The 18,285-nt window shown below is 73.4% G+C and carries 15 protein-coding genes; 5 read left to right on the top strand and 10 right to left on the bottom strand.

The window, feature by feature from the left end:
• Nucleotides 1-38 precede the first annotated feature (38 nt).
• The 3 genes from prfB to pruA all read right to left on the bottom strand — a co-directional run bounded on the left by prfB (nucleotide 39) and on the right by pruA (nucleotide 3,650).
• A complete protein-coding gene (gene prfB / locus C5N14_RS04735) occupies nucleotides 39-1,160 on the bottom strand; it encodes a peptide chain release factor 2 (protein ID WP_117665855.1) in 1,122 nt (373 codons plus the stop codon).
• Nucleotides 1,161-1,339: 179 nt separating this feature from the next.
• Complete coding sequence (locus C5N14_RS04730) at nucleotides 1,340-1,855, bottom strand: PadR family transcriptional regulator (RefSeq protein ID WP_117666883.1); 516 nt, start codon at nucleotides 1,853-1,855, stop codon at nucleotides 1,340-1,342.
• A 166-nt stretch (nucleotides 1,856-2,021) separates the two neighbouring features.
• Nucleotides 2,022-3,650 (bottom strand): L-glutamate gamma-semialdehyde dehydrogenase, encoded by a 1,629-nt coding sequence (gene pruA, locus C5N14_RS04725; RefSeq protein WP_117665853.1) that lies wholly within the window; start codon nucleotides 3,648-3,650, stop codon nucleotides 2,022-2,024.
• A gap of 428 nt (nucleotides 3,651-4,078) precedes the next feature.
• On the opposite strand from pruA, the gene C5N14_RS04720 reads away from it, so the two are divergent.
• The gene (locus C5N14_RS04720; protein ID WP_117665851.1) at nucleotides 4,079-5,170 is read left to right on the top strand and encodes a hypothetical protein; all 1,092 of its coding nucleotides are present in this window, start codon (nucleotides 4,079-4,081) and stop codon (nucleotides 5,168-5,170) included.
• 36 nt (nucleotides 5,171-5,206) lie between these two features.
• On the opposite strand, the gene C5N14_RS04715 is transcribed toward C5N14_RS04720, so the two are convergent.
• Entirely contained in the window at nucleotides 5,207-5,716 is a 510-nt protein-coding gene (locus C5N14_RS04715) for a hypothetical protein (protein WP_117665849.1), read from the bottom strand.
• A gap of 188 nt (nucleotides 5,717-5,904) precedes the next feature.
• On the opposite strand from C5N14_RS04715, the gene C5N14_RS04710 reads away from it, so the two are divergent.
• Nucleotides 5,905-6,132, top strand: a complete 228-nt coding sequence (locus tag C5N14_RS04710) for a helix-turn-helix domain-containing protein (protein ID WP_117665847.1) — start codon at nucleotides 5,905-5,907, stop codon at nucleotides 6,130-6,132.
• 99 nt (nucleotides 6,133-6,231) lie between these two features.
• The gene (locus C5N14_RS04705; RefSeq protein ID WP_117665845.1) at nucleotides 6,232-6,834 is read left to right on the top strand and encodes an Rv3235 family protein; all 603 of its coding nucleotides are present in this window, start codon (nucleotides 6,232-6,234) and stop codon (nucleotides 6,832-6,834) included.
• A 138-nt stretch (nucleotides 6,835-6,972) separates the two neighbouring features.
• On the opposite strand, the gene secA is transcribed toward C5N14_RS04705, so the two are convergent.
• The gene (secA, locus tag C5N14_RS04700; RefSeq protein ID WP_117665843.1) at nucleotides 6,973-9,894 is read right to left on the bottom strand and encodes a preprotein translocase subunit SecA; all 2,922 of its coding nucleotides are present in this window, start codon (nucleotides 9,892-9,894) and stop codon (nucleotides 6,973-6,975) included.
• Nucleotides 9,895-10,054: 160 nt separating this feature from the next.
• On the opposite strand from secA, the gene C5N14_RS04695 reads away from it, so the two are divergent.
• Nucleotides 10,055-11,224, top strand: coding sequence for a GNAT family N-acetyltransferase (locus tag C5N14_RS04695; protein ID WP_243639170.1), 1,170 nt, complete (start codon nucleotides 10,055-10,057; stop codon nucleotides 11,222-11,224).
• Nucleotides 11,221-12,339: a GNAT family N-acetyltransferase gene (locus C5N14_RS04690; RefSeq protein WP_243639169.1), complete on the top strand. Its 1,119-nt coding sequence runs from the start codon at nucleotides 11,221-11,223 to the stop codon at nucleotides 12,337-12,339. Before C5N14_RS04695 ends, C5N14_RS04690 begins: the two co-directional genes overlap by 4 nt.
• Before the next feature lie 34 nt (nucleotides 12,340-12,373).
• On the opposite strand, the gene hpf is transcribed toward C5N14_RS04690, so the two are convergent.
• From hpf to mtrA, 5 genes are all read right to left on the bottom strand, one after another.
• Nucleotides 12,374-13,003 (bottom strand): ribosome hibernation-promoting factor, HPF/YfiA family, encoded by a 630-nt coding sequence (gene hpf / locus C5N14_RS04685; protein ID WP_117665841.1) that lies wholly within the window; start codon nucleotides 13,001-13,003, stop codon nucleotides 12,374-12,376.
• A gap of 250 nt (nucleotides 13,004-13,253) precedes the next feature.
• On the bottom strand, nucleotides 13,254-13,931 hold the full coding sequence (locus C5N14_RS04680) for a ComF family protein (RefSeq protein ID WP_207892630.1): 678 nt from the start codon (nucleotides 13,929-13,931) through the stop codon (nucleotides 13,254-13,256).
• A gap of 54 nt (nucleotides 13,932-13,985) precedes the next feature.
• Nucleotides 13,986-15,797 carry an LpqB family beta-propeller domain-containing protein gene (locus tag C5N14_RS04675; RefSeq protein WP_117665839.1) on the bottom strand — a complete coding sequence of 604 codons (1,812 nt, stop codon included), beginning with the start codon at nucleotides 15,795-15,797 and terminating at the stop codon, nucleotides 13,986-13,988.
• Nucleotides 15,794-17,548 (bottom strand): MtrAB system histidine kinase MtrB, encoded by a 1,755-nt coding sequence (gene mtrB / locus C5N14_RS04670; RefSeq protein WP_117665837.1) that lies wholly within the window; start codon nucleotides 17,546-17,548, stop codon nucleotides 15,794-15,796. The genes C5N14_RS04675 and mtrB overlap by 4 nt, the downstream gene beginning before the upstream one ends.
• Before the next feature lie 13 nt (nucleotides 17,549-17,561).
• Nucleotides 17,562-18,251, bottom strand: a complete 690-nt coding sequence (mtrA, locus tag C5N14_RS04665; protein ID WP_117665835.1) for an MtrAB system response regulator MtrA — start codon at nucleotides 18,249-18,251, stop codon at nucleotides 17,562-17,564.
• Nucleotides 18,252-18,285 lie beyond the last annotated feature (34 nt).

The following is an 18,285-nucleotide window of genomic DNA, read 5'->3' as shown; positions in this document are numbered from 1 at the left end:
TTAAGGGTAGATCGACGACGCGCTCCGCCCGCGAGCGATCACGCTGCGTCGCCGGCAAGCTGGCGCTGCTTGCGCCAACGGATACCGGCTTCGATGAAGCTGTCCAACTCGCCGTCGAAGACCGCGCTCGGATTGCCGGTCTCCTGCTCGGTTCGGAGATCCTTCACCATCTGATACGGGTGCAGGACGTACGAGCGCATCTGGTCGCCCCACGAGCCGGCGGCGTCGGTCTTCAGGCCCTCCAGCTTGGCCTGCTCCTCCTGCCGCTTGCGCTCCAGCAGCCGGGACTGGAGCACCCGCAGCGCGGACGCCTTGTTCTGGAGCTGGGACTTCTCGTTCTGGCAGGTGACCACGATGCCGGTGGGGATGTGGGTGATCCGCACCGCCGAGTCGGTGGTGTTGACGCTCTGCCCGCCCGGGCCGGAGGACCGGTAGACGTCGATCCGCATCTCGTTCTCGGGGATGTCGATGTGGTCGGTCTGCTCGGTCACCGGCAGCACCTCGACGCCGGCGAAGCTGGTCTGCCGGCGGCCCTGGTTGTCGAAGGGGCTGATCCGCACGAGGCGGTGGGTGCCGGACTCGACGCTGAGGGTGCCGTAGGCGTACGGGACCTTGACCGCGAAGGTCGCGGACTTCAGGCCCGCCTCCTCGGCGTACGAGGTCTCGTAGACCTCGGTGGGGTAGCCGTGCCGCTCGGCCCAGCGCAGGTACATCCGCAGCAGCATCTCGGCGAAGTCGGCCGCGTCCACGCCGCCGGCCCCGGCCCGGATCGCCACCAGCGCCTCCCGCGAGTCGTACTCGCCGGAGAGCAGGGTGCGGACCTCCATGTCCTGGATGGCCTTGGTGAGCCCGCCGATCTCGGTCTCCACCTCGGCGAGCACCCCGGAGTCGTCCTCGGCCTCGGCCAACTCCAGCAGCACGCGGGCGTCGTCGAGCCGGGAGCGCAGGCTGCCCAGCTTGCTGATCTCGCCGTTGACGTACGAGAGCTGGGAGGTCACCTGCTGCGCCTTGGCCTGGTCGTCCCACAGGTCCGGCGCGGAGGCCTGCTCCTCGAGCCGGGCCTTGTCCTCGTGCAGCCGGTCGAGGTTGAGCACGGCCTCGATGTTGCGCAGGGTGGCGTCGAGTTCCTTGAGCTGTTCGGCGTAATCGGCAGCGGTCACGACAGACAAGCCTACTGCGAGCGCGGGAGGTCGGCTTGCGAGCCCCGCGGTGACGGGCGAAAAGTGTCCGCCCGACCGGGCGGCGTGGGCCTGTCGGCCCCGCTGGTCACGGGCGAGCGCCGTCCCGGGGGACGACCCGGCTGCGGCCCGGTGGCGGGGTGGCGGGCCGACGGGCGGGGTCAGCCGACGGGGGCGGACTTCAGCCAGGACAGGGCGGCCTTGTGGTAGGCGACGGCGAACTCCAGCGCGCTGGCGTCGTACGAGTCGCCCTCCTTCTTGGCGTTCTTCACCTGCTCCCGCACCCGGGCCAGGGCCTCGCTGTGGTATTCGTTGGCGGAGGCCTGGAGGTTGCGCAGTTGGGTGGCCGAGTGCAGGCCGCCGAAGGCGATCCGCAGGGCGATCGGGTTGCGGATCGTGTCCCGCCCCGGTTCCTCGGCCAGCCAGCGGGAGAACGTCCGCTTTCCGGACGCGGTGATCGCGTACGGCTGGCTGGATCGCGGCCCGGGCTTGCCCAGCCGCACCAGACCGCGCTCGGCCAGCACCGGAAGCTCGCGGTAGACCTGGCTGCGGGTCATCGACCAGTACGGGGCGAGCTTGCGCTCGGCGGCGGCCATCAACTGGCCGCCTGTCATGGGACCCTCGTGGAGCAGCCCGAGGAGGGCCGCCGCAGTAGGGTTCACTCCGGAATCCGCCATGCCCATTACGCTGCCACTTTGCCGACCCGGCGTCCAGGATTTGCCAGTTTCGCCACCCGGGAGGGTTTCCTATGTGCACTGTCGGCCGGCGACAGTCCGTTGAGGGTCGGTCACGGTGCGCACGGCGAGGGCCCCCGCGACGCGCCGGGAGCCCTCGCGGGGTGCGTCAGCCCATGTGGGGGTAGGTGTGGTCGGTCGGTGGGACGAAGGTCTCCTTGATCGTCCGGGGGGACGTCCAGCGGACCAGGTTGTGCCAGGAGCCGGCCTTGTCGTTGGTGCCGCTGGCCCGGGCGCCGCCGAACGGCTGCTGCCCGACCACCGCTCCGGTCGGCTTGTCGTTGATGTAGAAGTTGCCGGCCGCGTACCGCATCCGCTCGGCCACCGCGTCGACCACCCGGCGGTCGGTGGCGAAGATCGACCCGGTCAGCGCGTACGGGGCGATCGACTCGGCCTGGGCGACGACCTCGTCGAAGCGGGCGTCGTCGAAGACGTGCACGCCGAGGATCGGGCCGAAGTACTCGGTGGTGAACGTCTCATGTGCGGCGTCGGCGCACTCGAACAGGGTCGGCCGGACGAACCACCCGACCGAGTCGTCGGCGGTGCCGCCGGCCAGCACGGTGCAGGAGTCGTCGCCGGAGATCAGCTCCAGGGCGGCGGTGTGCCGGTCGAACGCCCGGGCGTCGATCACCGCGCCGCCGAAGTTGGTGAAGTCGGTGACGTCGCCGTAGGTCAGCGAGTCGGCGGTGGCGGCCAGCCGGTCGCGCAGCCCGGCCTCCCAGAGCGACCGCGGCACGTACGCCCGGGACGCGGCCGAGCACTTCTGGCCCTGGTACTCGTACGCGCCGCGGATCAGCGCGGTGTGCAGCGCGTCCACGTCGGCGCTGGCGTGCGCGACCACGAAGTCCTTGCCGCCGGTCTCGCCGACCAGCCGGGGGTAGCCCCGGTAGCGGTGGATGTTGTCGCCGACGGTCCGCCACAGTTGCTGGAAGACCTTGGTCGAGCCGGTGAAGTGGATGCCGGCCAGGTCCGGGTCAGCCAGCACCACGTCGGAGACCTCCTCGCCCCGCCCGGTGACCATGTTGATCACGCCGGGCGGCAGGCCGGCCGCCTCGAACAGCCGCATGGTGAAGTGCGCGGCGAACTGCTGGGTCGGGCCCGGCTTCCAGACCACCGTGTTGCCGAGCAGCGCCGGGGCCGAGGGCAGGTTGCCGGCGATCGCGGTGAAGTTGAACGGGGTGACCGCGTAGACGAAGCCCTCCAGGGGGCGGTGGTCGAAGCGGTTCCACACCCCCGGGGAGGAGAGCGGCTGCTCCGCCAGCAGGCCCCGGGCGAAGTGCACGTTGAACCGGAGGAAGTCGATCAGCTCACAGGCCGCGTCGATCTCGGCCTGGACGGCGGTCTTCGACTGGCCGAGCATGGTGGCGGCGTTGAGGGTGTCCCGCCACGGGCCGGAGAGCAGCTCGGCGGCGCGCAGGAAGATCGCCGCGCGCTCCTCGAACGGCAGCGCCCGCCACATCGGAGCGGCGTCCTTGGCGGCCCTGACGGCGGCGCGCGCGTCGTCGTGGGTGGCGTGGCCGGTGACGCCCAGCACGTGCGCGTGCCGGTGCGGCTGCACCACGTCGATCGGCTCGCCGCCGGCCATCCGCTGCTCGCCGGCGATGGTCATCGGCAGGTCGAGGCGCTCGCCGGCCAGCTCGGCCAGGCGTCGTTGGAGCCGCTCCCGGTCGGTGCTGCCCGGCTCGTAGGCGCGGACCGGCTCGTTACGCGGCTCGGGTACGGAGAACACGGCGTCCATCGGGGCTCCTGGCGATCTCGGCAGCGGTGGCGAAATCGGACCCGCGGACACCGGCCGGGCGGCCGGACGCCGTACGCCGCGGGCTGCACCGGTCGCGGCGGCGGGACCTGCGCCGATTCTCCCATGCGGCATCCCCGGTTCCGCCCCACCCCGGCGCCACCCGTCCGACCTGGCGCGCTTCGCGCTCCGCGCCCCGCCCTGCGAATCACCGCCCGATCCGCCCCATGCCCGGCGAATCCCTGGCCCAACCCCCGCCACCCCTACGATTCCTCACCCGCCCCCGCCCGGGGTACGGGGCCGGCGGGTGGGGGCGACGGACGGGCGGGCGGCCGGCGGCCGGGTGGCGCGTACCCTGGATGGCCGGTGACCAGGCCCACCCACGCGCCGGCAGAGTCGGCCGGGTCCGGGCGTCCGTCGAAGGGGAGACGATGAGCAACCAGCCCGGCAGCTCCACCGCCGCGGAGCCGGACCAGCCGGTGCAGGGCGCACCGGCCGGAGCCGACGAGCCAGGCGACGACGGCGCCGCCGACCCGGCCTCGCCCGTCGAGCCGGCACCGGCCGACGGGGGTACGCCCCCGGCGCGCGCCCCGGGGGCGGTCGTGCTGGCGCTGCTGGCCGTGGGCTGGCTGGCGGCGATGCTCTGGTCCACCCGGGCGGCGATCACCTCCGCCGAGGCGGGGCTCACCGCGATCAGCCTCTCCGCGTTCGCGCTGCCCGGGGTCATCTCGGCCGCGCTGGTGGCCGGCGCGTCGGTCGCCCTGGCGGTGACGAACCTGCTGGCCCGGCGGGGTTCCGAGCGGGTCACCCCGCGCTTCGCCGTCGCGGTCGGCACCGGCCTGCTGGTCGGGCTCGCGGCGGCGGTGGTGATCAACCTGACCTACTTCGACAACGCGACCACCAACGTCATCGCCGGCACCACCGCCGCTGCGGCGATCATCGGCGGCGCCGTTGCCGGTGCCGGCAACGCCCGGGTGTCCGGCGCGATCGTCGCCGCCGCGCTCGGCGCGCTGGTCTTCGTCGTGGCGTTCAGCCGGGCCCGGGACCCGCTGTTCGACCTCTTCGGCGCGGGCGACACCCAGGAGTCGATGTTCGGCGCCGCGAAGTGGGTGTCCCGGTCGGAGTCCCTGCTCGCCGGCCTGCTGGCGGGACTGCTCGCCTTCGGGTACCTCACCTGGGCCCGGCGGCGCGCCGAGCGGCGCGACCCGGCCTCGCCGGCCCCCCGCTGGCCCGGCTACCTGCTCGCCGGGGCCGGTCCCGGCCTGCTCCTGCTGCTCGCCGAGGTCATCATCCGGGTCGGCGGGCGCTCCCTGCTCGACCTGGCCAGCGCGCTGAGCGAGGCGGACGCGGTCGCCCAGACCTCGCTGGGCACCTCCCGGATCGACAACGGGATCTGGGTGCTCTTCGTCGGCGCGCTCACCGCGCTGATCGCCTTCGGCCGGACGCTGGGCCCCGCGCCAGGCGACGACGCCGCCGGGGCGGCGGCCGACGACGAGGCGGCGAAGGCGGCGGCCGGCCGCTGACCGGGTGCGGTGGCACGGGGCACGAGGGGGGCAGCCTCAGGACGCGGCGCGCAGCAGCTGGTCCAACTCGCTGACGTCGTACCACTCCAGCTCGTGGTCCTCGGCGCCGTCGACGGTGAACTGGGCGTCCGGGTCGCCGGCCAGCGCCTCGGCGGCCACGGACGCGGCGGCGGCCACGTCGTCGCGCGCGTCGTCGCCGTCGACGTGCAGCGCGGCGACCGCCGTCACCGGCACCGGCCGGACCAGCCGGACGGCGCTGGAGCCGAGCACGTCGTCGGTGCGCCGCAGTGCCGAGGCGGGGACGTCGACGGAGACCACCACGCGCCGGCGGGGCGCGGCCGGGTCGTCCCGGAGCAGCGGCAGCGCGTCCTGGGCGGCCCGGGTGAACGCGACGTACTCCAGTTCCTCCTCGTCGCCCTCGGCGTACCACTCGCGCAGGGCGGGGGTCACCGCGTGGGCGTCGGTCTCGGGCAGCCCCTGCTCGGGGAGGCGGGCCAGCATCGGCACGATCGCCGGCACGTACACCCGGACAAGCTCCTCGGTCACCGGTCGTCTCCCCCGCTCCGCCTCCCGACCGGCACGCGCCGGCCCCGGGCGCCGATCATGCCGTACGCCGTGACCGTCATACACCCCGCACCCGCGTTTGCGGAAGGTTGCCGCGCGGGTCCGGGTCGACGGCGCTGTCGGCAGGAGATGGCAAACTGAGGCAAACGACGCCAACCCCGGGAGTTTCCGTGGAGCCGAGGTTCCTGCTGCTCTCCGACGTGGCCGCCGAGCTCAACGTGTCGGACTCGCAGGTCTACCACATGGTGCGCGGCGGTGAGCTGCCCGCGATCAAGATCGGCGGACGGGGGCAGTGGCGGGTCGAGCGCGCCCGCCTGGAGGAGTACATCCAGCGCAAGTACGCCGAGACCGCCGAGTGGGTCCGGGACAACCCGCTGACCGATCGCGACACCGAGTAGCGTCCACCGCACCGAGCGGCATTGACCCTGGACGTCGTCTGCCCGAGAATCGAAGCTGTCGGAGGCAAACGAAGGTAAACGCAAGCATCGGGGGTTGCGATGATTGAATCCCGTCGTCCCGGTCCCGTCCGCCCGCCGGTCCGGGTGCGGCCGGCACCCCCGCTCGACCCGCCGTTCACCGAGGAGCCGGCCGAGGGCTGGCCCCGCCCGGTCGCCGCCCAACTGGCCCTCGACCTGTTCGAGGCGCACCGCCGCGCCCCGGCCCGCCCCGGCGGGCGCCCGCACGACCCCCGCCCCACCCCTGGCGGTCCCGGGCGGGCCACTCCGTCGGCCCCGCCACCCGCCGCGCTGGTCACGGCCACGCCGGAGGCCACCCGGGCCGCCCAGCGCTTCGTCACCACCTGCCTGGAGATCCTCAACGGGTACCGGCCGCTCGGGCAGATCCGCCCGATGAGCGAGCCGGCCTGCTCGGCGGCCGTGGTGCACGAGCTGACCAGGGCGGCGGCGCGCACCGGCCCGGTCCGTCGCCGCGCCACCCGCCCGACCGTACGGCTGCGCCGGCTGCGGGTCTGCGAACCCCGTCCCGCTGCCGTGGAGGCCGCCGCCGTCCTGGGCAGCGCCGCCGGGCGCACCTGGGCGATGGCGCTACGCCTGGAACACCGGCGCGGTCGCTGGCTCTGCACCGCGCTCCAACTCGTCTGACCGCCCGAGACCCGCTGCGCCCAGGGGCCCGGAGCAGCTCGTCCCGGCCGGCGGACGGCAAGGGGCCCCGGCCGTCGCCGGGGCCCCTTGCGTGCTCGCTGCTGGGACGGGTGCCGCCGTCGGCGGCATCCGGACAGGTCAGTTGCCGCCGTTGGCGGCGCCGTGGCAGCGCTTGTACTTGCGGCCGGAGCCGCACGGGCAGGGCGCGTTACGCGACGGACCGCCGGCCTCTCCCCGGGCCGGGACCGTGTCCCGGGCGGAGCCGGCCGCCACGGCCTGCCCGCTCCCGCCGAAGGCGGCCGGGCGGCGCTGGGCCTCGGGGGCCGGCGGGGCCGCCGGCCGGGCCGCCCGCTCGGAACGGGCCGCGCGGACCGGCGGGGCCTGCTCCTCGGGCCGCTCCACGGCGACCGCCCCGGCACCGGCCTCACCGTCGATGGTCGGCGCGGAGTACTGCAGGCCCTGCTGCTGGGGGGCGCGGCCCAGGCCCTTGGCCCGGATCTCCACCGGCTTCTCCAGCAGCTGCACCTCCTCGGCCTCAGCCTCGGCCTCGGCCTGCTGAACCTGGACCTCCAGGTTGTAGAGGAAACCGACCGTCTCCTCCTTGATGCCCTCCATCATGGTGGCGAACATGTCGAAGCCCTCGCGCTGGTATTCCACCACCGGGTCGCGCTGGGCGTACGCCCGCAGGCTGATGCCCTCCTGGAGGTAGTCCATCTCGTAGAGGTGCTCGCGCCACTTGCGGTCGATGACCTGGAGCAGCACCATCCGCTCCAGCTCGCGGGTGCCATCCTCGCCGAGCTGCTCCTCACGCCGGTCGTAGGCGGCGTTCGCGTCCTCCTTGAGGCGGGCGAGCAGGAAGTCCTGGTCGAAGCCGGCCCGGGAGCCGATCTCCTCCTCCAGCTCGTCCAGGGTCACGCCGACCGGGTAGAGCTGCTTGAGGTTGGACCAGAGCTGTTCGAGGTCCCAGTCCTCGGCGTAGCCGTCGCTGGTGGCGCCGACCACGTAGGCGCCGACCACGTCGTCGATCATGTTGCGGACCTGGTCGGAGAGGTCCTCGCCGTTGAGCACCCGAAGCCGCTCGGCGTAGATGACCTGGCGCTGCTTGTTGAGCACCTCGTCGTACTTCAGGACGTTCTTGCGGATCTCGGCGTTCTGGCCCTCGATCTGGGCCTGGGCGCTCTTGATCTGGCGGGTGACCATCTTCGACTCGATGGGCACGTCCTCCGGGATGTTGAAGCGGTCCATCACCGCCTCGACGGCGCCGGCCCGGAACCGCTTCATCAGCTCGTCCTGTAGGGACAGGTAGAAGCGGGACTCGCCCGGGTCACCCTGCCGGCCGGCCCGACCGCGCAGCTGGTTGTCGATCCGCCGGGACTCGTGCCGCTCGGTGCCCAGCACGTAGAGCCCGCCGGCGCCGGCGACCTCCTCCGCCTCGGCCTCGCAGGCCTGCTTCCACTTGGGCAGGACCTCCTCCATGGCCTTGGCGTACTCCTCCTCGTTCTCCGCCGGGTCGAGGCCGCGCTGGCGCAGCTCGTTGGCGGCGAGGAACTCGGCGTTGCCGCCGAGCAGGATGTCGGTGCCCCGGCCGGCCATGTTGGTGGCCACGGTGACCGCGCCCTTGCGCCCGGCCTGGGCGACGATCTCCGCCTCCTTGGCGTGGAACTTGGCGTTCAGCACGGAGTGCGGGATGCCCCGGCGGCGCAGCAGCTGGGAGATGATCTCGGAGTTCTCCACCGAGACGGTGCCGACCAGCACCGGCTGACCGGCCTGGTGCCGCTCGGCGATGTCCTCGATGACCGCGTTGAACTTGGCCTTCTCGGTCTTGTAGATGACGTCGGCCCGGTCCTGCCGGACCATCGGCCGGTGGGTCGGGATGGTCACCACGCCGACCTTGTAGACCTTGTTGAACTCGCCCGCCTCGGTCTGGGCGGTGCCGGTCATGCCGGAGAGCTTCTCGTAGAGGCGGAAGTAGTTCTGGAGGGTGATGGTGGCCAGGGTCTGGTTCTCCTGCTTGATCTCCACCCCCTCCTTGGCCTCGATCGCCTGGTGCATGCCCTCGTTGTAACGGCGCCCGTGCAGGATGCGGCCGGTGAACTCGTCGACGATCAGGACCTCGCCGTCGCTGACGATGTAGTCCTTGTCGCGCTTGTACAGCTCCTTGGCCTTGATGGCGTTGTTCAGGTAGCCGACGAGGGGGGTGTTCACCGACTCGTAGAGGTTGTCGATGCCGAGCCGGTCCTCCACCTTCGCCACGCCGCGCTCGGTCACCGCGATGGTGCGCTTGGCGTAGTCGACCTCGTAGTCGCCCTCGCCGTCCTTGCCGGGCTGGAGCCGGGCCACCACGCCGGAGAACTCGCCGTACCAGCGGGCCGAGTGCTCGGCCGGGCCGGAGATGATCAGCGGCGTCCGGGCCTCGTCGATCAGGATCGAGTCGACCTCGTCGACCACGGCGAAGTTGTGCCCGCGCTGGACCAGCTCGTCCTTCGACCAGGCCATGTTGTCGCGCAGGTAGTCGAAGCCGAACTCGTTGTTGGTGCCGTAGGTGATGTCGCACTCGTACGCGGCGCGGTGCTCGCTGGCCGGCCGGTTGGGCAGGACCACGCCGACGGTGAGGCCGAGGAACTCGTGCACCTGGCCCATCCAGGCGGCGTCACGCTGGGCCAGGTAGTCGTTCACCGTGACCACGTGCACGCCCTTGCCGGACAGCGCGTTGAGGTAGACCGCCATGACCGAGGTCAGCGTCTTGCCCTCACCGGTCTTCATCTCGGCGATGTTGCCGAAGTGCAGCGCCGCGCCACCCATCACCTGGACGTCGTACGGCCGCTGGCCGAGCACCCGGGCTGCCGCCTCGCGCACCGTGGCGAACGCCTCCGGCAGCAGGTCGTCGAGGGTCTCCCCGTCGGCGAGCCGCTCCCGGTACTGGTCGGTGAGGCCCCGCAGCTCGTCGTCGGTGAGGTTGACGTAGTCGTCCTCGATCGAGTTGACGGCGGCGGCGATGGCCTTCAGCCGGCGCACCATGCGTCCCTCGCCCGCGCGGAGGACCTTTTCCAGAATCGACACGGATCAACGCTCCCCTAGACAGTCTCGACCCATCGTAGGCGCTCCGTCGGCCCGATGGTCACTGGTGGCGGCGGTCCGATCGGCCGAACCCGACATAACGCTCGGACCGCGGGCCGGCGGCGGGATATCCGGTTACGCCCAGCGCGAACGATCCGGCACGATGGATCGGGTGGAACCCGTGGAACTCACCGAGGACGGTCTGCTGTTGCGGCCCTGGCGGGCGACCGACGCGGACGCCGTGCACCGGGCCTGCCAGGATCCGGACATCCAGCGCTGGACCACCGTACCGCGCCCGTACCTGCCCGAACATGCCCGCGGGTTCGTCACCGAACTCAGCGCGGCGGCCTGGCGCGACGGCACGGGCGCCCCGTTCGCCGTCTGCGACGCCGGCACCGGGGAACTGTTGGCCTCCTGCGGCCTGGTGTCGCTGCACCAGGCGACCGACACCGGTGAGATCGGCTACTGGGTGGCCCCCTGGGCCCGGGGCCGGGGCGTCGCCGCCCGGGCCACCCGGGCGGTCGCCCGGTGGGCGTTCGACGCGCCCGGACTGCGCCGGCTGATCTGGCAGGCCGAGATCGGCAACCACGCGTCCCGGCTGGCCGCGCTGCGCGCCGGCTTCCGGATCGAGGGCGAGCTGCGGCTGGCCCACCCGTCGCCCGACGGCCGGCGGGAGGGCTGGATCGGCTCCCTGCTCCCCGGCGAGCTGCCCGCGCCGGGCGCCCCCGGCCCGGCCGGCCCGCAGACCCTGGACGCCCGCCGGGCCGCCGTCTTCGGCCGGGCGCAGCCCACCCTGTTCGCCACCGTCGGGGCCGAGGAACTGCGGCTGCGGCCGATCGAGGAACGCGACCTGGACGCGGTCGCCGAGACCTGCCGGGACCCGCACACGGTCGAGTGGACCACCGTGCCGGCCCCGTACGACCGGGCGCACGCCGAGAGGTTCAAGCACGACACGGCCGACACGGCCTGGGCGCGCGGCACCGGCGCGTACTTCACCGTCGCCGACGGCGACGACCGGTACGCCGGCTCGATCGACCTGCGGATCCTCGTCGGCGACCCGGCGGCGGGCGCGGTCGGCTTCATGACCGCGCCGCACGCCCGGGGCCGGGGGTACATGCCGGCCGCGACCGCCGCCCTGGCCGCCTGGGGCTTCACCACCCTCGGCCTGGCCCGGGTCGAGTGGCGGGCGCTGGTCGGCAACACCGCCTCCCGCCGGGTGGCCGAGAAGGCCGGCTTCACCGTCGAGGGCGTGGCCCGGGCGGCGCTGACCGTCCGCGACGGCACCCGGGGCGACGCCTGGGTCGGCTCGCTGCTCCCCGGGGACCTGGCGTGACGGCGCTGCCCGACACCGTCGAGGCCGAGCGGGTCCGGCTGCGGCCATTCCGCGCGGACGACGTCGCGGACACGGCGGCGGCCTGCGCCGACCCGCTGACCCAGCGGTTCATCTCCGGCCTGCCCGGCCCGTACACCGAGGCGGACGCCCGGTGGTGGGTCGCCGAGGGCGCCCCGGCGACCCGGGCCACCGGCGGGGCCGCGTACGCGGTCGCGGACCCGGCGACCGACCGGCTGCTCGGCGGCATCGGCCTGAGCAACCCGGTCGCGCTGCGGGGACAGGCGGAAATCGGCTACTGGGTCGCGCCGTGGGCGCGCGGGCACGGGGTGGCCACCGCCGCGACCAGGGCGCTGGCCGCGGCGGCGTTCGCGCACGGCACCACCCGGCTGGAACTGCTCACCCACCCGGAGAACACGGCCAGCCAGCGGGTCGCGCTCGCCGCCGGCTTCCGGCACGAGGGGGTACGCCGCGCGGCACACCCCACCCGTGGCGGCGGCCGGCACGACCTGGTCTGCTGGGTGCGGCTGGCCGACGACCCGCCCGGCCCCGTGGCCCGGACCCTGCCCGACCTGCCCGACGGCCGGCTCACCGACGGCGTGGTGGCCCTGCGCCCGGTCGGCGGGGACGACGTGGCGGGGATGTACCGGCTGCACCGCCGGCCCGAGGTGGTCGCCAACCGGGTGCCGCCGGAGCCGCCGTCGCTCGCCGAGATCGAACGGCGCTGCCGGCTCGCGGAGAGCCGCTGGCTGGCCGGGGTCTCCGCCGACCTGGTCATCCTGGACGCGGCGACCGGCGAACTGGTCGGCGGATGCGCCCTGTACTACGACGAGCCGATGACCGGGCAGGCCATGATCGGCTACAGCATGCTGCCGGCCGGACGGGGCCGGGGCCTGGCCACCCGGGCGGCGCGCCTCGTCGCCGGCTGGGCGTTCGACGAGGTCGGGATCTCGCGGATCTGGGCGGGCACCCGCCCGGAGAACGTGGCCTCGCAGCGGGTGCTGGAGAAGGTCGGCTTCTCCCGCGAGGGCCTGATGCGCGGCCGGCTGCCCGGCCCGGACGGCACCCGGGTCGACTCGGTCGTCTACGCCCTGCTCGCCGCCGAGCTTCCCCGCTGACCCGTGCGGGCCAGCGGGGAACGGCCGGGCGGGGTCAGGTGTCGAGGGAGATGATGCCGTAGTCGTAGGCGTGCCTGCGGTAGACGACGCTGGGGCGGCCGGACTCCTTGTCGTGGAACAGGTAGAAGTCGTGCCCGACCAGTTCCATCTGGAACAGCGCGTCGTCGACCGTCATCGGCTCGGCGGGGTGGACCTTCGCCCGGGCGATGTGCCAGGGCTGGTCCTCGTGCTCCTCCTCGACCCGCTCGGCGACGGCGGTGGCCGACCGTGCGCCGTCGAGGGCCGCGACCGGGGCCCCGAGGTCGGCGACCGGCAGGTCGGCCGTGGCCGCCGCGACGGAGATCGGCGCGTGCCGGCCCCGGTGCACCCGGCGGCGGTCCGCCGCCCGGCGTAGCCGGGTGTCCAGCTTGGCGATCGCGGTGTCGAGCGCGCTGTAGAAATCGTTCGTGCAGGCCTCGGCCCTAATCACCGGACCACGGGAAACGCACGTTATCTCGACACGCTGGCAATGATCGGACTGGCGCGGATTGCGCTCGTGGAACAACTCGACGTCCACACGAATCAGTTTGTGGTCGTAGCGTTCGATCTTCGCGAGCTTTTCGGCTACGTGCACCCGGTAATGATCGGGAACCTCGACGTTGCGGCCCTTGACCACGATGTCCACGTGACCTCCCTTGTTCGGACGGCCTTCGATTCGGAAATCCCCGGCCGGCTCGCCCCCTGGGCAGTCCGTACGGCGTCGGCCGGGTCAGTGCGGCTCCGCCTCCTCTCACCGCCGGGGGCGGGTGGGAATGCCTTCCTACCCCCGACACGAAAACGCTAACCCCTGTTCGTCCGCCAGTCACCCCCCGCCGCGGAAAGGCTCAGAATTTTCACAGGACGGACACTGTCGGGTGAATCACAAACACGAAACGTTATCGGCGACGCCGTTTCTGGGTCGCGGCGAGCACCGCGGCGGCCTGCGGTGCCAGGCCGGCGGCGCGCAGCCCCCGGGCTGCGGCGGCCAGGGTGACCCCGGTGGTGACGATGTCGTCGAGCAGCACGACCACCGGCGCCGGCGCGCCGGCGCGGGGCCGGGGCACGGCCGTCCCGGCGCGGGGCCGAAACGCCGACTCCGCCGCCCGGGCGCGACCGGCGCGGTCCAGGGTGGCCGAGTCCGGCCGGGGCAGCGCCCGCAGCGGCCGGACCACCCGCACCGGCCACCCGGCCCGGCGCAGCCGGACGGCCGCGTGCCGGGCCAGCCGGCCCAGGTGGTCGCCGTACCGGGCGCGGGCCGCCGCCGCCGTGTCCGGCACCGGGGCCAGCAGCACCGGCCGCGGCCCGCCCACCGCGTCGGCCACCACCTCAGCGAGCAGGCCGCCCAGCGGCCGGGCCAGCCCGTGCCGGCCACGCTCCTTGTACGCCAGCAGCGCCTCCCGCAACGGCCCGGCGTACGGGCCGAGGGCGACGCAGGGCGGCAGGCCGGCCGGGGCGGGGGTGGGGCGTACGGGGCGGGGGCCCAGTTCCTCCAGCGCCGCCTGGCAGCGGGGGCAGAACCCGCGCCGGACGGCCGCCGGGCGGTCCCGGCAGCCGGCGCACTCCACCGGCAGCACCAGGTCGGTGAGGTCCGCCCAGAGCCCGCCGAGCACGCCGCCCACCGCGCCCACTCAGTAGAGGAAGAACGGGGCGGTCGGGTTGCCGGCCCGCACCCCGGCCGGCGGCGGGGTCACCTCCAGCACCTGGTCCCGCTTGATGGTGTCGAACGGGTTGTTCCGGTACGCCACCCCGTTCGCCTCGTACATCAGGTTCCCGCTGGAGAACGGCACCACCGGGTTCAGCGGGTACGTCGACAGGTGGGTCACCCGGGCACCGACGTCGTTGCGCAGCGCCGTTTCCAGGGCACCGTCCACGCTGATCTGGTAGACCGCCGGCCGTCCCACCGACCCGGCCAGGTCCAAGCTGTTCTCCGTCGCCCAGTCGACCGCGGAGAGATCGGTCAGCGAGGTGACCAGCCGGCGGGCCGGGCCCACGGAGACCACACCGCCGTTCAGGTTGACCGCCGCGACGTACAGGCCGCCTCCGACGATCGCCGCGATCCGGTGCCCGTCCAGCGAGGCGGCCACCGCCGTCACCCCGCCCTCGACGGTCAGCGGCACCACCCGCAACTGGGCGTTCCCGTCGAACCGGTAGAGCCGGCCGTCGGCCACCACCAGCCCCTGCGGGCGTTCCGGGTCGAGCGAACGCAGCCAGACCGGCCGCCCCATGGAGGCGTACGACTGGGGGCTGCGCTGGAAGATGCTCACCGGCACCGCACCGGCCCCGACCGTGAGCCGCTGCCGCTGGTCCGCCCCGGTCGTCACCAGGGCCGCCAGCACCGCGTCGCCGGAGCGGCTGAACCCGGCCGACACGACGCCCTTGTTGTACGCCGCCGCGACCGGCACCTGGCCGCTCGCCTCACCGGCGAGGGCGAGCGGGTGGACCGCCCCGTCGTAGACGCAGAACCGCTGCGGGTCGTCGGTGATCGGGTACGCCGGATTCGCCCGGCGGTGCGCGGCGAGGTCGGGCACCTTCTTCCGGGACTGGTTGTGGATCTTCAGCTCCAGTTGGCCGTCCAACTCCGGCAGCGACCAGGCGAGCTGGTCGATGAGCTGCTCGATCCGCTTGTCGTCCGCGTCGACGGGCATGTCGAGGTTGACCTCCCACTGCCCGTCCGACTCGGTCGCGTTGTTGATCAGGCGGGTGCCGTCCGGCAGCCGGCTCGTCCCCGACCCCAGCCACTCCGACGGCCCGGCCGTCAGCCACTTCACCACCTCGGTGACCCGCCGCTCGTCGGGCACGGCCAAGGGCAGGTAGCGCTGGTCGGGCACCAGCCGGGTGCGGTCGGTGTTCCAGAAGTAGACGGTGTGGGTCTGGTAGTACTGCCGCAGCGCGTCGTCGCTGAGCAGCAGCACGTTCGGCGGGGGGTCCTTGACGAACCAGCCGGCGTCCGGCTTGTCCTCCTGGGCGGCGCTCAGCTTGAACCGGTACTCGGTGTCGGTGGCCACCGGCGGCACCAGCGTGCCGTCGGCGCGTAGCAGGCCGATCTGCTGCACCCGGAGGGTGACCTTGATGCCGTCGGTGGTCTCGGTGATCACCGGCGTCTCGCGCAGTCGCACCACGGTGAGAGCCACCTCGCTGGGCTGCTTCTCCTGGATCCGGCTGCGCCCGTCCGGGGCGACGAACTGCTTGACCCGGTAGTAGGCCCGGTCCGCCTCACCGGCGGCGGCGGAGAGGAAGTTCGTGACGAAGGCACTGCGGTCGGTGCCGCTGGCCGTGGGGCCCGGCGGCTCGTCCCGGCGGTAACTCGACGAGCCGGACCGGGCGGCGGTCACCTGCCCGTCGACCCTGACCTCGGACTCCTCGGGGATGCCGCAGCCGGCGATCCCGGCGAGCAGGAGCAGCCCCGCGAGGAACGCGGCGAGCCCCCGGCGCGGCGTCACGACCCCACCTCCGCGCGGTCGCCGGTCGCCGGGGCTGGACCGACCGCCAGCGCGCCCCCGGTGCCGGGGCCGATGGCGAGCAGCCCGCCGTCCCGGGGGCCGCCGAACGGCAGGGCCGCGTCGCCGGGGACCAGCCGCAGCGGGGACGTGGTCAGCCGGTCGCCGGCCCGGGCCGGCAGGGTGAGCCGGAACTGGGCGCCCTGGCCCGGCGCGCCCCACGCCTCCAGCCAGCCGCCGTGCAGCCGGGCGTCCTCCAGGCTGATCGACAGGCCGAGACCGGTGCCCCCGGTCTGTCGGGCCCGGGACGGGTCGGCCCGCCAGAACCGGTTGAAGACCAGCTTCTCCTCGCCCGGTTTGAGCCCCACACCGTGGTCCCGCACGGTGATCGCGACCGCCGTCTGGTCGTGCCCGAGCGTGATCAGGACGGGCTTGGCCTCGCCGTGCTCGACGGCGTTGCCGACCAGGTTGCGCAGCACCCGCTCGACCCGGCGCGGGTCCACCTCGGCGATCACCGGGGCTTCGGGCACGTCCAGCTCGATGGCCACCCCGACCCGCTCGGCCAGCCCGGCCAGCCGGTCGGCGACCCGGTGCACCACCGGCACCAGGTCGGTCGGCTCGGCGTCCAGCATGGCGAACCCGGCGTCGAAGCGGCTGATCTCCAGCAGGTCGGTGAGCAGCTCCTCGAACCGGTCCAGCTCGGCCTGGAGCAGCTCGGCGCTGCGGGCCACCGCCGGGTCGAACTCGTCCCGCTCGGCGAAGATCAGGTCGGCGGCCATCCGGACCGTGGTCAGCGGGGTGCGCAGCTCGTGGGAGACGTCGGAGGTGAAGCGGCGCTGCAACCGGGACATCTCCTCCAGCCGGAGGATCTGCCGTTGCAGGTTGGTGGCCATCTGGTTGAACGACGCGGCCAGCAGGGCCAGGTCGTCCTCCCCGTTGACCACCATCCGCTGGTCGAGCAGGCCGGCGGAGAGCCGCTGGGCCGTCCGGGCGGCCACCCGCACCGGCGTCACCACCAGCCGGGTGACCAGGGCGGCGAGCAGGCCGAGCAGGAGCACCAGCGCCGCCCCGGTGGCCACCACGGTGGCCCGGGCGTCCGCCGCCGTGGCGGCCTGGCGGGTCAGCGGCACCAGGTAGTACAACTCCACCTGGCCGAAGCGGGTCGGCACCGGCGAGCCGTACACCAGGTACTTCGTGGGGCCGGCGGCCAGCCGGCCGGTGCGGATCTGGCTGGCGATGTTGCCCCCGGCGACCGTGGCCCGCAGCTCCCGGCTGATCAGCGGGCCGACCTCCACGTCCGGGGAGAAGCGCGGCTCGATGATGCCGGTGTACTCGTCGGCGATGATCCCGACCACCACCCCGCTGGTCTGCTGCGGGTCCCCGCCGGCCAGGTAGTTGACCGTGCCGTCGATGGTGTCCTGGAGCTGGGCCTCCTGCGCCTGGCTGTAGAGGCTGAACTGCTTCGCCGCGTAGTCGCTGCCGCTGTTGAGCCGGAGCCGGACGTCGGTCTCGGCGTTCTCCACCAGGATGTTGGTGATCTTGTCGGCGATCAGGTACGCGAACCCGCCGACGAGCAGGCTGGAGGTGACCAGCGTGATGGTCACCACCCGGACCTGCAACGAGCGGCGCCAGGTGTGGTGCATGCCGCCCGCCAGCCGGGCCACCCGCCCGGCCAGCACGCGCCACAGCTCCCGCCCGGCGCGTGGCCGGCGGGTGACCGTGGGTGAGGGACCGGGCGTCGGGGAGGTGGTCACAGTGCGACCAAGGCTATCCGGTGCCGGCCTTGTAGCCCACGCCCCGGACGGTGAGGATGATTTCCGGTCGCTCCGGGTCCGGCTCGATCTTGGCCCGTAGCCGCTGCACGTGCACGTTGACCAGCCGGGTGTCGGCGGCGTGCCGGTATCCCCAGACCTGCTCCAGCAGCACCTCCCGGGTGAACACCTGACGCGGCTTGCGGGCGAGCGCGACCAGCAGGTCGAACTCCAGCGGCGTCAGCTTCACCTCCTCGCCGTTGCGGCTGACGGTGTGCGCCGGCACGTCGATGCTGATCTGGTTGCCGGGCGGCCCGATGGTCAGCATCTCCGGCGCCACGTCCTCACCCCGGCGCAGCCGGGCCCGCATCCGGGCCACCAGTTCCTTGGGCTTGAACGGCTTCACCACGTAGTCGTCGGCGCCGGACTCCAGCCCGAGCACCACGTCGACGGTGTCGCTCTTGGCCGTGAGCATCACGATCGGCACGCCGGACTCGCCGCGGATCGCCCGGGCCACGTCGATACCGCTCATTCCGGGCAGCATCAGGTCGAGCAGGACGATATCGGGCCGGTTCTCCCGGAACGCGGCCAGCGCCCGTTCCCCGTCGGCGACGAACGAGGGCAGGAAGCCCTCGCTGCGCAGGACGATGCCGAGCATCTCGGCGAGCGCGGGGTCGTCGTCGACCACCAGTACCCGGGCTCTCATGGGATTTATACTTCCATCCCCCTTCGTCTCGGTG

Source organism: Micromonospora sp. MW-13 (genome assembly GCF_003434305.1).
Lineage (GTDB): Bacteria > Actinomycetota > Actinomycetes > Mycobacteriales > Micromonosporaceae > Micromonospora.
This window is presented reverse-complemented; position numbering and strand designations above follow the sequence as displayed.